The organism is Pseudomonas sediminis (genome assembly GCF_002741105.1).
GTDB lineage: Bacteria > Pseudomonadota > Gammaproteobacteria > Pseudomonadales > Pseudomonadaceae > Aquipseudomonas > Aquipseudomonas sediminis.
Window position 1 is genome coordinate 174,776 of sequence record NZ_NIQU01000007.1, and the last position, 13,315, is coordinate 188,090.

The following is a 13,315-nucleotide window of genomic DNA, read 5'->3' on the forward strand; positions in this document are numbered from 1 at the left end:
ATAAGAGCCTTTTCCACCTGGAGGACAACATGTCTAAGGCTGTTCAACTGATCAAAGAACACGACGTGAAGTGGGTAGACCTGCGCTTCACCGATACCAAGGGCAAGCAGCACCACGTGACCATGCCGGCCCGTGACGCCCTGGACGACGATTTCTTCGAGCACGGCAAAATGTTCGACGGCTCCTCCATTCATGGCTGGAAAGGCATCGAAGCCTCCGACATGATCCTGATGCCGGTAGACGATACCGCCGTTCTGGACCCGTTCACCGAAGAGCCGACCCTGATCCTGGTCTGCGACATCATCGAGCCGAGCACCATGCAAGGCTACGACCGCGACCCGCGCTCCATCGCCAAGCGCGCTGAAGAGTTCCTCAAAGGCACCGGCATCGGTGACACCGTATTCGTTGGCCCGGAGCCCGAGTTCTTCATCTTCGACGAAGTGAAGTTCAAGTCCGACATCTCCGGCTCGATGTTCAAGATCTACTCCGAGCAAGGCTCCTGGATGACCGACGGCGACGTCGAAGGCGGCAACAAGGGCCACCGTCCAGCCGTCAAAGGCGGTTACTTCCCGGTTCCGCCGTGCGACCACGACCACGAAATCCGTACTGCCATGTGCAACGCCATGGAAGAAATGGGCCTGGTCGTCGAAGTGCACCACCACGAAGTGGCCACTGCCGGCCAGAACGAAATCGGCGTGAAGTTCAACACCCTGGTCGCCAAGGCTGACGAAGTTCAGACCCTGAAGTACTGCGTGCACAACGTAGCCGACGCCTACGGCAAGACCGCCACCTTCATGCCGAAGCCGCTGTACGGCGACAACGGCTCGGGCATGCACGTGCACATGTCGATCTCCAAAGACGGCAAGAACACCTTCGCTGGTGAAGGCTATGCCGGCCTGTCCGAGACCGCTCTGTACTTCATCGGCGGCATCATCAAGCACGGTAAGGCCCTGAACGGCTTCACCAACCCGTCGACCAACTCGTACAAGCGTCTGGTTCCGGGCTTCGAAGCACCGGTGATGCTGGCCTACTCGGCTCGCAACCGCTCCGCCTCGATCCGTATCCCGTACGTTGCCAGCCCGAAAGCCCGCCGCATCGAAGCGCGCTTCCCGGACCCGGCTGCCAACCCGTACCTGGCCTTCGCTGCTCTGCTGATGGCCGGTATCGACGGCATCCAGAACAAGATCCACCCAGGCGATGCGGCCGACAAGAACCTGTACGACCTGCCACCAGAAGAAGGCAAGCTGATCCCGCAAGTCTGCGGCAGCCTGAAAGAAGCCCTGGAAGAGCTGGACAAGGGCCGCGCGTTCCTGACCAAGGGCGGCGTGTTCTCCGACGACTTCATCGATGCCTACATCGAGCTGAAATCCGAAGAAGAAATCAAGGTACGTACCTTCGTACACCCGCTGGAATACGACCTGTACTACAGCGTCTAAGCCAGTCTCGCGCCGCCCTCGTGCGGCGCGTTTCAAAAGCCCTGCCCGGTTCTGCCTGGCGGGGCTTTTTTATGGACACGCAGCGGCACCATGCCCTGTAGGAGCGAGCATCGCGAGCGAACCTGGCGACCTGAAGAGCTTCGCTCGCGACGCTCGCTCCTACGGCAGATCCGAGTCCACTTTTTGTAGCCAAACATCACAGCCATGGCGCCCTGCGCTTGCCAGGAACCGCCAGCAGTGCAAGGCTTAGCGCATCATCCGCGGAAGGATCGGCCCATGCGCCCGCTACTCGCCTGCCTGCTGCTTGCCCTGGCCTTGCCGGCCAGTGCGCAGATCTACAAATACACCGACGCCAACGGCAACACGGTCTTCACCAATCAGCCACCGGATGGCACGGCCGCCGAGAGCGTCAATCTGCCGCCAACCAATACGGTGGAGATGCAGACGCCCAGCATTCCTGCGGACACCAGCGGCGACACCTCAGCACAGAGCGCGGCCCTTTACTCCGTGTTGAGCCTGACCGGTATCCCGGATGATGAAGCCATGCGCGCCAACAACGGCACCTTCGTCGTCGGGGTGAACATCCAGCCACGTCTGCAACCCGGCCACCAGCTACGGCTGATTCTCGATGGCGAGCCATACGGCCAGGCCAGCAACGTACCGAGCCTGCAGCTGACCAATGTCGAGCGCGGCGAACACAGCCTGGCGGTGGCAGTGGTCTTGGGTGACCGCATCATCCAGCAGAGCGCCACCGAAACCTTTACCGTGCAGCGCATCAGCGTCAACAGCCCTGCCCGCCCACCTGTCACGCCACCGCGTCCGACCCCAAGACCTGCGAACTGATCACGATGCGTACACTGCTGCTCTGCCTGCTGTTCATCACCCAAGCAGCTTCGGCTCAGGTCTATACCTATATCGATGCTGAAGGTAACCGCGTTTTCACTGACAAACCGCGCAGCAGCAATGCCGAACGGGTGATGCTCGCGCCGTCCAACAGCGCGCAAATGAGCCAGACCCCGCCCACGGTGCGCATGGCCCCGCCACCTGCGGTTAGCAAACCGACCGTGCACTATCAGCTGCTGCGCATTCTGGTGCCGGAGCCGGACGCCTCGATCCATAACGGTTCCGGCGACATGATCGTCACCCTCAATAGCGAGCCGGGCCTGCTGCCCGGCCACAGCTACCGACTGCTGCTCGACGGCGCGCCCCAGGGCGAGATCAGCCGCAGCCCGGTCTTTTCCCTGCAGCACGTCGACCGCGGCACGCACCAACTGGTGGCAGAAATCATCGACTCCGCTGGGCTAATCGTCGAGCGCACCCCCGCGCAACCCTTTCATATGCACCGCATGACCCTGGCGCAGAAACGCAAGGTCAATCCGTGCAAGAAGGACGAATACGGCGTGCGCCCCGAATGCCCACTGAAAGACAAGCCCAAGGAAGAGGTCAGCATCCTTCCTTTCTTCTGAAAAGCATATCGCACCTTAATGGTGCAATCTCACGCACCACCTCCTAAGCTCTCCCTGTTTTGGGTCGCTTTTCTTTACCCAGTCGCGCCGCAGCACCACCAAAACCTGGCAGACCGCACAAATAATGCGTCTTTTCGGGGCCTTGGTTTGCTTCTTGCATTTTCCTGCCTATCGCCGGAACGCACTGCCTATGACCATCAACGACGCGCTGCACCGCCTGCTACTCGACAACCTGACCACCGCCACCCTGCTGCTCAACAGCCAGCTGTGCCTTGAGTACATGAACCCGGCGGCGGAGATGCTCCTGGCCGTCAGCGGCCAACGCAGCCACGGTCAGTTCATCAGCGACCTGTTCACCGAATCGCCCGAGGCGCTGTCATCCTTGCGCCAGGCGGTGGAACAGGCGCACCCATTCAACAAGCGCGAAGCCGTATTGACCTCGGTCACCGGCCAGACGCTGACCGTGGACTACGCGGTAACGCCGCTGTTCAGCATGGGCGAGACCCTGCTGCTGCTGGAGGTGCACCCGCGCGACCGCCTGCTGCGCATCACCAAGGAAGAGGCGCAGCTGTCCAAGCAGGAAACCACCAAACTGCTGGTGCGCGGCCTGGCCCACGAAATCAAGAACCCACTCGGTGGCATTCGCGGCGCAGCACAACTGCTGTCGCGCGAACTACCCAACGAAGAGCTCAAGGACTACACCAACGTCATCATCGAAGAGGCCGACCGCTTGCGTAACCTGGTCGACCGCATGCTCGGCTCGAACAAGTTGCCGTCGCTGTCGATGACCAACGTGCACGAGGTGCTGGAGCGCGTCGCCAACCTGATCGAGGCGGAAAGCCAAGGCAGCATCACCTTGGTGCGCGATTACGACCCGAGCATTCCGGATCTGCTGATCGACCGTGAGCAGATGATCCAGGCCGTGCTCAATATCGTGCGCAACGCCATGCAGGCCATCGCCGGGCAGAAGCACGACATGGGCCTCGGGCGCATCAGCCTGCGTACCCGCACCCTGCGCCAGTTCACCATCGGCCACACCCGCCACCGCCTGGTGGTCAAGGTCGAGATCATCGACAACGGCCCCGGCATCCCGCCTGAGCTGCAGGAAACCATCTTCTATCCCATGGTCAGCGGGCGTGCCGACGGCACCGGCCTGGGCCTGGCCATCACCCAGAACATCATCAGTCAGCACCAGGGCCTGATCGAGTGCGAGAGCTATCCCGGCCACACCGTATTCTCGATCTTCCTACCGCTGGAACAAGGAGCGCCCACGCCATGAGCCGCAGTGAAACCGTCTGGATTGTCGACGACGATCGTTCCATCCGCTGGGTACTGGAAAAGGCCCTGCAACAGGAAGGCATGACCACCCAGAGTTTCGACAGTGCCGACGGTGTACTCGCCCGCCTGACCCGCCAACAGCCGGACGTGATCATCTCCGACATCCGCATGCCCGGCGCCAGTGGCCTCGACCTGCTGGCACGCATCCGCGAGCTGTATCCACGCTTGCCGGTGATCATCATGACCGCGCATTCGGACCTGGACAGCGCGGTAGCCAGCTACCAGGGCGGCGCCTTCGAGTACCTGCCCAAGCCTTTCGATGTCGATGAGGCCGTTTCACTGGTCAAGCGCGCCTTCCAGCATGCCCAGGAACAGCAGAGCCTGGCCGTACCGGCGGCACAGGCGCGCACCCCGGAAATCATCGGTGAAGCACCGGCGATGCAGGAGGTGTTCCGCGCTATCGGCCGCTTGAGCCACTCCAATATCACCGTGCTGATCAACGGCGAATCCGGCACCGGTAAAGAACTGGTAGCGCATGCCCTGCATCGCCACAGCCCGCGTGCTGCCGCGCCCTTCATCGCGCTGAACATGGCGGCGATCCCCAAGGACCTGATGGAGTCCGAGCTGTTCGGCCACGAGAAAGGCGCCTTCACCGGCGCGGCCAACCAGCGCCGCGGCCGTTTCGAACAGGCCGATGGCGGTACCCTGTTCCTCGACGAAATCGGCGACATGCCAGCTGACACCCAAACACGCCTGCTGCGCGTATTGGCCGATGGCGAGTTCTACCGCGTTGGTGGTCACACCCCGGTGAAAGTGGACGTGCGCATCATCGCCGCCACCCACCAGAACCTGGAAACCCTGGTGACCGCCGGCAAGTTCCGCGAAGACCTGTTCCACCGTCTCAACGTCATTCGCATCCACATTCCGCGTCTGGCCGACCGCCGTGAGGATATCCCGACCCTGGCTCACCATTTCCTCGCCCGTGCCGCGCAGGAACTGTCGGTCGAACCCAAGCTGCTTAAGAGCGAAACCGAGGACTACCTCAAGCACCTGCCCTGGCCAGGCAACGTGCGCCAGCTGGAGAACACCTGCCGCTGGATCACCGTCATGGCCTCCGGTCGCGAAGTCCATGTCGACGACCTGCCGCCTGAGCTGCTGACCCAACCGCAGGACGCTGCCCCAGTGACCAACTGGGAGCAGGCGCTACGCCTGTGGGCCGACCAAGCTCTGGCACGTGGCCAGTCCAACCTGCTCGATAGCGCCGTACCGGCTTTCGAGCGCATCATGATCGAGACTGCACTCAAGCACACCGCCGGCCGCCGCCGCGATGCCGCCCTGCTGTTGGGGTGGGGTCGCAACACCCTGACTCGCAAGATCAAGGAGCTGGGCATGAAGGTCGACGGCGGGGACGACGACGACAGCGACGACTGATCCCGCCAGCGTTACGAAAAAGGGCATCCCACGGGATGCCCTTTTTATTTGCAGTCAGTGGCCGGCCATTGGTGGTGCGCACAGCGCACCCTACCCAGAGCGCGACGACCGTAGGGTGCGCCGCGCGCACCGCCTATTGAGACAGGCTCAACCGCGTTGCGCGTTCTTGATCGAGATCTGCGTGTTCAGCGTCCAGAAGTCGTAGAGCACGCCGATCAGGAACAGGCCGCCGGTAAACAAGTAGATGATCCCGGTGATCCACTTGCCCTGATACATGCGGTGCACGCCGAACACGCCGAGGAAGGTCAACAGAATCCACGCCACGTTGTAGTCGGTTTCACCTGCGGTAAAGCGCAGATCGGCCTCGCGATCCATCGCAGGAATCAGGAACAGGTCGATGATCCAGCCGATGAACAGCAGGCCGAGGGTGAAGAACCAGATGGTGCCGGTGACCGGTTTGCCGTAGTAGAAACGGTGCGAACCGAGGAAACCGAAGATCCACAACAGGTAGCCGATCAGCTTGCTGTGCGTATCGGGTCGTTGCATGGCGAACTCCTTGATAGACATATAGCTTCAGACGCTGCCTGCAGACATAAGGTTTCACGCGCTCAGAGGCGACACGACACAACGAATGACTTGATAGCTGTACGGAGCCCATATACTGTATAAAAAAACAGTATAGATATGGCCTGCCATGCAACTGATCGAAAAGCTCACCATCCTCGCCGACGCCGCCAAGTATGACGCCTCCTGCGCCAGCAGCGGCGCACCAAAGCGCAGCTCCAAGGGCAAGGACGGCATCGGCTCGACCAACGGTATGGGCATCTGTCACAGCTATACACCGGACGGTCGCTGCGTGGCGCTGCTGAAGATTCTGCTGACCAACTTCTGCCTGTACGACTGCCAATACTGCATCAACCGTCGTTCCAGCGACGTGCCGCGTGCGCGCTTCACGCCCGAGGAAGTGGTGACGCTGACCCTGGACTTCTACAAGCGCAATTGCATCAGTGGCCTGTTCCTCAGCTCCGGCATCATCCGCTCGGCGGACTACACCATGGAGCAGCTGATCCGCGTCGCCAAGCTGCTGCGCCAGGAGCACCAGTTCCGCGGCTACATTCACCTCAAGACCATTCCCGATGCCGCGCCGGAACTGATCGCGGAGGCCGGGCTGTATGCCGATCGCCTCAGCGTCAATATCGAGCTGCCCACCGAAACCAGCCTGGTACGCCTGGCACCGGAAAAGAACGTCGGCAGCATCCACCAGGCCATGCACAGCATTCATCTCGGCGAGCGCGAGGCCAAGGAAGAACGCCGCGCGCCGCGCTTTGCCCCGGCCGGGCAGAGCACGCAGATGATCGTCGGTGCCGACGCCACCGATGACAGCACCATCCTGCACAACGCCCAGAGCCTGTATCACGACTACCGCCTGCGCCGCGTCTACTACTCGGCCTTCAGCCCGATTCCTCAGAGCCCGAAAACCGTGCCCTTCGAGGCGCCGCCGCTGCTGCGCGAGCATCGCCTGTACCAGGCCGACTTCCTCATGCGCGGCTACGGTTTCAGCGCCACGGAGCTGCTCGCAGGCCCTGGCAACCTGGCGCTGGACATCGACCCCAAGCTGGCCTGGGCCCTGGCCAACCGCGCGCAGTTTCCCGTCGATCTCAACCGCGCCGACGAATCACTGATTGCCCGTGTGCCCGGCATCGGCGTGCTCAGCGCACGACGCCTGGGCGCGCTGCGGCGGGAACGGCGTATCCGCTACGAAGACCTGACCCGCCTGCGCTGCGTACTGGAAAAGGCTAAACCCTTCATCGTCACTCAGGACTACCGGCCACCGCGCGCCGAACACGAATCCGTGGTGCTGCGTCAGCAGCTACGCGACACCCCGGCACAGATGGCGTTGTGGTGATGCACAGTCTGCGCTTCGACGGCAGCTTCGCCACCTGGCGCCAGGCCGCACGCCGCGCCTTGTTGCAAGGCCTGGCCCCGCACCAGTTGCAATGGCTGGACGAGGAGGCCCCACCCAGCCTGTTCGATCAGCCCGCCGAGGGCGCGCCGGAGCCTAGCGGCCGCTTGCGCGTCTCCCCCGAACTGCTCGATCTGCTGGAAAGCGCCGCCCAGTACCGCGGCGATGAACGTTGGAGCCTGCTCTACCGCGTGCTCTGGCGCTTCGTGCAGGGTGAACGCAGCGCCGTGCTGGCCGGCGACCCCGATGGCAGCGAGCTGCATCGCCGGCTCAAGGCGGTGCGCCGCGAGGCGCATCATCTGCATGCCTTCGTGCGTTTCCAGCCATGCAAAATCCCTGACGCGCCGGACTTCGTCGCCTGGTTCGAACCCGCGCATGACATTCTCGCCTCGGCCAGCGGGCACTTCGCCGAACGCCTGGGCAAACACAGCTGGCTGATCGCGACGCCGCGTGACGGCGTGTACTGGGATGGCCAGCACCTGCAGCATGAGCGCCGCTGCCCAGCGCAGTGGCAAGCCTGGGCGCAACAGCCCGAGGATGACGGCCAGGCGCTGTGGCGCGCCTATTACGGCAGCACCTTCAACCCGGCGCGGCTCAACCGCACAGTGATGCAGCAGCATCTGCCATTGAGGTTCTGGAAGCACCTGCCGGAAGGCCCGCTGATTCCCCAACTGATGAGCGAAGCACGCGCTGGCGCGCAGCGCGATGGCCAGGCATTGGTGCTGGCCGGCAGGAAGGGCAAACGCATCGCCCAGATAAACGAGGGGGACGCAGCGCGTCCCCCGTCAGCCAGCGTCAGCGGAAGCGACGCCCCGGATCTTCCTCGCTGACCTCCAGCGCCAGGCCCTGGGCCATGCTGGTCAGGTGATCGCCATCGGTTTCCGAACCGAGCTTGATCATCAGGCGCAGGTCGTTGGCCGAGTCGGCGTAGAGCAGCGCATCTTCGTAGGTGATCTCGCCCTGGGTGTAGAGGTTGTACAGCGCCTGATCGAAGGTCTGCATGCCCTGTTCGGTGGAGCGCTTCATCAAACCCTTGAGTTCGTGCACTTCGCCCTTGCGGATCAGGTCGGCAGCCAGCGGGGTGTTGATCAGCACCTCGATTACCGCGCGGCGACCTTTACCATCTGGGGTTGGAATCAACTGCTGAGCGACGATGGCCTTGAGGTTGAGCGACAGGTCCATCCACACCTGGTTTTGCCGATCAGCCGGGAAGAAGTTGATGATGCGGTCCAGCGCCTGGTTGGCGTTGTTGGCGTGCAGGGTGGCCAGACACAGGTGACCGGTTTCGGCGAAGGCCACGGCATGATCCATGGTCTCGCGGGTCCGCACCTCACCGATGAGGATCACGTCCGGCGCCTGACGCAGGGTGTTCTTCAGCGCCACTTCGAACGACTCGGTGTCGATGCCCACTTCACGCTGAGTGACGATGCAACTCTGGTGCTGGTGGATGTACTCGATCGGGTCTTCGATGGAGATGATATGACCGCTGCTGTTCCTGTTGCGGTAGCCGATCATTGCCGCCAGAGAGGTCGACTTGCCGGTGCCCGTGGCACCGACGAACAGCACCAGCCCGCGCTTGGTCAGCGCCAGTTTCTTGAGAATTTCCGGCAGCTTGAGTTCGTCGATGGTCGGGATGGTCGTCTCGATCCGACGCAGCACCATGCCCACCAGGTTGCGCTGGTAGAAGGCGCTAACGCGGAAACGACCGATACCACGGGCGCTGATAGCGAAGTTGCACTCATGGTTCTCGGCGAAATCACGGCGTTGCGCCTCGTTCATCACGCCGAGCACGGTTTCGCGAGTCTGCTCCGGCGACATGGCGTTCTTGGTCACGGGCATGATCTTGCCGTTGACCTTCATCGACGGCGGGACACCAGCGGTGATGAACAGGTCGGAGCCGCCTTTTTCGACCATCAGGCGCAGTAGTTTTTCGAATTCCATCGTCGTTCTCGCCGCTTCGTGTGCAATGCCGTTCGGCAGCCATCTGCCGAATCATGGGAGCGAGCTGTGCCCGCGAACAGGGTGACGCAAAAGCTTCGCGAGCAACGCTCGCTCCCACACCAGTTCCTAGAAGTTTTCCGGGCTCTTGGCCTTCTCGCGCGCACTGTCGCGGCTGACCAGTCCCTTGGACACCAACGTCTTCAGGCAGGCATCGAGGGTCTGCATGCCCAGCGCGCCGCCGGTCTGGATCGCCGAATACATCTGCGCGACCTTGTCCTCACGGATCAGGTTACGGATGGCCGGCGTACCGATCATGATTTCGTGAGCAGCAACACGACCGCCGCCGATCTTCTTCAGCAGGGTTTGCGAGATCACCGCCTGCAGCGACTCGGAGAGCATCGAACGCACCATCGACTTCTCCTCGGCCGGGAACACATCGACCACCCGGTCGATGGTCTTGGCAGCGGAGGTGGTGTGCAGGGTGCCGAACACCAGGTGACCGGTTTCCGCGGCGGTCAGCGCCAGGCGGATGGTTTCCAGGTCGCGCATCTCGCCCACCAGGATGATATCCGGGTCTTCCCGCAGGGCCGAGCGCAGGGCTTCGGAGAAGCCGTGGGTGTCGCGGTGCACCTCGCGCTGGTTGACCAGGCACTTCTTCGACTCGTGGACGAATTCGATCGGGTCTTCGATAGTGAGAATGTGGTGGTACTTGTTGCTGTTGAGGTAGTCGAGCATCGCCGCCAGGGTGGTCGACTTGCCCGAGCCGGTGGGGCCGGTGACCAGCACCAGGCCGCGCGGCACGTCGGTGATCTTGCGAAACACCTCGCCCATGCCCAGGTCTTCCATGGTCAGCACCTTGGACGGAATGGTACGGAACACCGCACCGGCGCCACGGTTCTGGTTGAAGGCGTTGACCCGGAAACGCGCCACGCCCGGTACTTCGAAGGAGAAGTCGGTCTCGAGGAACTCTTCGAAGTCTTTGCGCTGCTTGTCATTCATGATGTCGTAGATCAGCGCGTGTACCTGCTTGTGATCCAGCGGCGGCAGGTTGATGCGGCGCACATCGCCGTCGACGCGGATCATCGGCGGCAGACCCGCCGAGAGGTGCAAATCCGACGCGCCTTGCTTGGCGCTGAAGGCGAGCAGCTCAGTGATATCCATGGGACTCCCCAATTACAAGCAAGCAGGTAGAATGCCGCAAACCCTCTAGGGGTCAGGCTTTATAGAGCGCAGGTAATGTCCACGATAGCAGAGAATATTGCAAAGGTCGGAGCGCGCATCCGTGAGGCGGCGCAAGCCTCGCAGCGTAATTTGGCGGATATCGGCCTGCTCGCAGTGAGCAAGACCAAACCGGCAGCGGCCATTCGTGAAGCGCATGCGGCTGGTTTGCGCGATTTTGGCGAAAACTACCTGCAGGAAGCCGTGGAAAAACAGGCCGAACTGAGTGACCTGCCCTTGATCTGGCACTTCATCGGCCCCATTCAGTCGAACAAGACCCGGCCCATCGCCGAGCATTTCGACTGGGTACATTCCGTGGATCGCCTGAAAATCGCCCAACGTCTCTCCGAGCAGCGCCCCGCGCACCTGCCGCCGCTGAATATCTGCCTGCAGGTCAATGTCAGCGCTGAGGACAGCAAATCCGGCTGCAGCCCAGAAGCGCTGCCAGAACTGGCCAAGGCCGTCGTCGCCCTGCCCAACCTGCACCTGCGTGGACTGATGGCGATTCCCGAACCTACCGACGATGGCGCCGCGCAACATGCCGCCTTCGCCCGCCTGCGTCAGCTACGTGATGACCTGGCGCTCGATCTCGATACCCTGTCCATGGGCATGAGCCATGACCTGGAGGCCGCCATCGCCGAAGGCGCCACCTGGGTGCGCATCGGTACCGCCCTGTTCGGTGCCCGCGATTACGGCCAGCCCACTCACTGAATGAAGGATTTTCTGCAATGAGCAACCCGACCATCGCCTTCGTCGGCGCCGGCAACATGGCCGCTAGCCTGATTGGTGGCCTGCGTGCCCAGGGCGTGGCAGCCAGCGCCATCCGCGCCAGCGAACCTGGTAGCGAACAACGTACTCGTCTGCAGCAGGAACACGGCATCGCCACCTTTTCCGATAACGCTGAAGCGATCAAAGGCGCGGACCTGATCGTGCTGGCGGTCAAGCCTCAGGTCATGAAGACAGTGTGCCTGGACCTGGCCGCCCACCTAGCGCCGAATCAGGTGATCATTTCCATCGCCGCCGGCATCAGCTGCGCCAGCCTAGAGAACTGGCTTGGCCAGCGCCCGGTAGTGCGCTGCATGCCCAATACGCCGGCGCTGCTGCGCCAGGGTGTTTCCGGCCTGTTCGCCAACCCGCGCGTCAACGCCGCGCAGAAAACCCAGGCCGAGCAGGTGCTGAGCGCCGTCGGCCTGGCCCTGTGGCTGGACGACGAAGCGCAGCTCGATGCAGTGACTGCCGTCTCTGGCAGCGGCCCTGCCTATTTTTTCCTGCTGATCGAGGCGATGACCGAAGCTGGCGAGAAACTCGGCCTGCCGCGTGAGACCGCTGCGCGTCTGAGCATCCAGACCGCACTGGGCGCTGCGCGCATGGCCAGTGAAAGCGATGTCGACGCGGCCGAATTGCGTCGCCGTGTTACCTCACCGAACGGAACCACCGAAGCGGCAATCAAAACCTTCCAGGCCGGCGGCTTCGAAGCGCTGGTACAACAGGCACTGAATGCCGCCGCCAATCGCTCGGCCGAACTGGCCGAACAACTGGGTCAATAAAGGAAGCACACATGTCCGGACTCATCGAAGCCCTGATCTACATCATTCAGACCCTCGGCAGCCTGTATCTGCTGATCGTCCTGCTGCGTTTCATCCTGCAACTGGTACGTGCAGACTTCTACAACCCGCTGAGCCAGTTCATCGTCAAGGCCACGCAGCCGCTGGTAACTCCACTGCGCCGGATCATTCCGGGCTTCGCCGGGCTGGACCTGGCCTCGCTGATCCTGGCGATTCTGGTGCAGTTGTTGCTGATGGTCGTAACCCTGACCCTGATGGGCTACAACGTCGGCGGTTTCATCCTGCAGTTGCTGGTGTGGTCGATGATTGGCGTGACCTCGCTGTTCCTCAAGGTGTTCTTCTTCGCCCTGATCATCAGCGTGATCCTTTCCTGGGTCGCACCGGGCAGCTACAACCCGGGCGCACAGTTGGTGAACCAGATCTGCGAGCCGCTGCTGGCGCCGTTCCGCAAGCTGCTGCCGAACCTCGGCGGCCTGGATATCTCGCCGATTTTCGCCTTCATCACCATCAACCTGATCGATCGCTTCGTGATTGGCGGGCTGGCGGCCTCTACTGGTCTGCCGCCGATGCTCAGCCCCTTCCTCTGAGTGACAAGCTACTTTCGCTGGGATGGCGAGGACCTGATCCTCGACTGCCATCTGCAGCCCAAGGCGAGCAAGGACGAGTTCGCCGGGCTACAGGGTGAGCGGCTGAAAATCCGCCTCACCGCCCCGCCGGTAGACGGCAAAGCCAACGCCCACCTGCAGGCCTTCCTGGCCAAGGCCTTCGGCGTCGCCAAGAGCCAGGTGAGCCTGGAAAGCGGTGAACTCAATCGGCATAAACGCCTGCGTATCCGCGCCCCGCGAAGCCTGCCGCCGATTCCTGGGCTGCAGCGCACCTGACGACCGCTCAGCCGCCGCACCCGACCATAAGGCGGGACTGTAGAAGCGGCCAATTGACGACCGCCTTGTAGCTCGCATAATGCAAGCTATTCTCGCCAATGCCGTGCTTCCTGGCGGCAACCCCAACTGAACAGTC

The 13,315-nt window shown here is 62.4% G+C and carries 14 protein-coding genes; 11 read left to right on the top strand and 3 right to left on the bottom strand.

Annotated features, from left to right (window positions below; all coding sequences use genetic code 11):
- The first annotated feature begins 29 nt into the window (after positions 1-29).
- The 5 genes from glnA (at position 30) to ntrC (ending at position 5,611) form a co-directional block, all read left to right on the top strand.
- Entirely contained in the window at positions 30-1,436 is a 1,407-nt protein-coding gene (glnA, locus tag CDO35_RS17350; protein WP_017675827.1) for a glutamate--ammonia ligase, read from the top strand.
- Positions 1,437-1,712: 276 nt separating this feature from the next.
- The gene (locus CDO35_RS17355) at positions 1,713-2,279 is read left to right on the top strand and encodes a DUF4124 domain-containing protein (RefSeq protein WP_099525924.1); all 567 of its coding nucleotides are present in this window, start codon (positions 1,713-1,715) and stop codon (positions 2,277-2,279) included.
- A 5-nt stretch (positions 2,280-2,284) separates the two neighbouring features.
- On the top strand, positions 2,285-2,902 hold the full coding sequence (locus CDO35_RS17360) for a DUF4124 domain-containing protein (RefSeq protein ID WP_099525925.1): 618 nt from the start codon (positions 2,285-2,287) through the stop codon (positions 2,900-2,902).
- A 190-nt stretch (positions 2,903-3,092) separates the two neighbouring features.
- Positions 3,093-4,181: a nitrogen regulation protein NR(II) gene (glnL, locus tag CDO35_RS17365; RefSeq protein ID WP_099525926.1), complete on the top strand. Its 1,089-nt coding sequence runs from the start codon at positions 3,093-3,095 to the stop codon at positions 4,179-4,181.
- Entirely contained in the window at positions 4,178-5,611 is a 1,434-nt protein-coding gene (ntrC, locus tag CDO35_RS17370; protein ID WP_099525927.1) for a nitrogen regulation protein NR(I), read from the top strand. The genes glnL and ntrC overlap by 4 nt, the downstream gene beginning before the upstream one ends.
- 147 nt (positions 5,612-5,758) lie before the next feature.
- Here ntrC and CDO35_RS17375 read toward each other — a convergent pair whose 3' ends face one another.
- Positions 5,759-6,157 carry an NINE protein gene (locus tag CDO35_RS17375; protein WP_099525928.1) on the bottom strand — a complete coding sequence of 133 codons (399 nt, stop codon included), beginning with the start codon at positions 6,155-6,157 and terminating at the stop codon, positions 5,759-5,761.
- Between the two features lie 148 nt (positions 6,158-6,305).
- Here CDO35_RS17375 and CDO35_RS17380 point away from each other — a divergent pair, with 148 nt between their 5' ends.
- Complete coding sequence (locus tag CDO35_RS17380; protein WP_099525929.1) at positions 6,306-7,517, top strand: putative DNA modification/repair radical SAM protein; 1,212 nt, start codon at positions 6,306-6,308, stop codon at positions 7,515-7,517.
- Entirely contained in the window at positions 7,517-8,404 is an 888-nt protein-coding gene (locus CDO35_RS17385; RefSeq protein ID WP_099525930.1) for a TIGR03915 family putative DNA repair protein, read from the top strand. Before CDO35_RS17380 ends, CDO35_RS17385 begins: the two co-directional genes overlap by 1 nt.
- Here the strand turns inward: CDO35_RS17385 and CDO35_RS17390 are convergent.
- Positions 8,370-9,515: a PilT/PilU family type 4a pilus ATPase gene (locus tag CDO35_RS17390; RefSeq protein ID WP_099525931.1), complete on the bottom strand. Its 1,146-nt coding sequence runs from the start codon at positions 9,513-9,515 to the stop codon at positions 8,370-8,372. The two genes, CDO35_RS17385 and CDO35_RS17390, sit on opposite strands and share 35 nt — an antisense overlap.
- Before the next feature lie 126 nt (positions 9,516-9,641).
- Positions 9,642-10,676, bottom strand: a complete 1,035-nt coding sequence (gene pilT / locus CDO35_RS17395) for a type IV pilus twitching motility protein PilT (RefSeq protein WP_003463935.1) — start codon at positions 10,674-10,676, stop codon at positions 9,642-9,644.
- A 75-nt stretch (positions 10,677-10,751) separates the two neighbouring features.
- On the opposite strand from pilT, the gene CDO35_RS17400 reads away from it, so the two are divergent.
- The 4 genes from CDO35_RS17400 to CDO35_RS17415 are packed head-to-tail and all read left to right on the top strand — an operon-like array spanning position 10,752 to position 13,179.
- Positions 10,752-11,444 (top strand): YggS family pyridoxal phosphate-dependent enzyme, encoded by a 693-nt coding sequence (locus CDO35_RS17400; RefSeq protein WP_099525932.1) that lies wholly within the window; start codon positions 10,752-10,754, stop codon positions 11,442-11,444.
- A gap of 17 nt (positions 11,445-11,461) precedes the next feature.
- On the top strand, positions 11,462-12,280 hold the full coding sequence (proC, locus tag CDO35_RS17405) for a pyrroline-5-carboxylate reductase (protein ID WP_099525933.1): 819 nt from the start codon (positions 11,462-11,464) through the stop codon (positions 12,278-12,280).
- A gap of 11 nt (positions 12,281-12,291) precedes the next feature.
- Complete coding sequence (locus tag CDO35_RS17410) at positions 12,292-12,885, top strand: YggT family protein (protein ID WP_099525934.1); 594 nt, start codon at positions 12,292-12,294, stop codon at positions 12,883-12,885.
- Positions 12,886-13,179, top strand: a complete 294-nt coding sequence (locus CDO35_RS17415; protein ID WP_099525935.1) for a DUF167 domain-containing protein — start codon at positions 12,886-12,888, stop codon at positions 13,177-13,179. It begins immediately after the preceding gene.
- The last annotated feature ends 136 nt before the right edge of the window (positions 13,180-13,315 follow it).

Bases quoted from the DNA above. Each gene is read 5' to 3' on its own strand.
- glnA (WP_017675827.1), top strand. From the start codon at position 30: ATGTCTAAGGCTGTTCAACTGATCAAAGAACACGACGTGAAGTGGGTA.
- CDO35_RS17355 (WP_099525924.1), top strand. From the start codon at position 1,713: ATGCGCCCGCTACTCGCCTGCCTGCTGCTTGCCCTGGCCTTGCCGGCC.
- CDO35_RS17360 (WP_099525925.1), top strand. From the start codon at position 2,285: ATGCGTACACTGCTGCTCTGCCTGCTGTTCATCACCCAAGCAGCTTCG.
- glnL (WP_099525926.1), top strand. From the start codon at position 3,093: ATGACCATCAACGACGCGCTGCACCGCCTGCTACTCGACAACCTGACC.
- ntrC (WP_099525927.1), top strand. From the start codon at position 4,178: ATGAGCCGCAGTGAAACCGTCTGGATTGTCGACGACGATCGTTCCATC.
- CDO35_RS17375 (WP_099525928.1), bottom strand. From the start codon at position 6,157: ATGCAACGACCCGATACGCACAGCAAGCTGATCGGCTACCTGTTGTGG.
- CDO35_RS17380 (WP_099525929.1), top strand. From the start codon at position 6,306: ATGCAACTGATCGAAAAGCTCACCATCCTCGCCGACGCCGCCAAGTAT.
- CDO35_RS17385 (WP_099525930.1), top strand. From the start codon at position 7,517: ATGCACAGTCTGCGCTTCGACGGCAGCTTCGCCACCTGGCGCCAGGCC.
- CDO35_RS17390 (WP_099525931.1), bottom strand. From the start codon at position 9,515: ATGGAATTCGAAAAACTACTGCGCCTGATGGTCGAAAAAGGCGGCTCC.
- pilT (WP_003463935.1), bottom strand. From the start codon at position 10,676: ATGGATATCACTGAGCTGCTCGCCTTCAGCGCCAAGCAAGGCGCGTCG.
- CDO35_RS17400 (WP_099525932.1), top strand. From the start codon at position 10,752: ATGTCCACGATAGCAGAGAATATTGCAAAGGTCGGAGCGCGCATCCGT.
- proC (WP_099525933.1), top strand. From the start codon at position 11,462: ATGAGCAACCCGACCATCGCCTTCGTCGGCGCCGGCAACATGGCCGCT.
- CDO35_RS17410 (WP_099525934.1), top strand. From the start codon at position 12,292: ATGTCCGGACTCATCGAAGCCCTGATCTACATCATTCAGACCCTCGGC.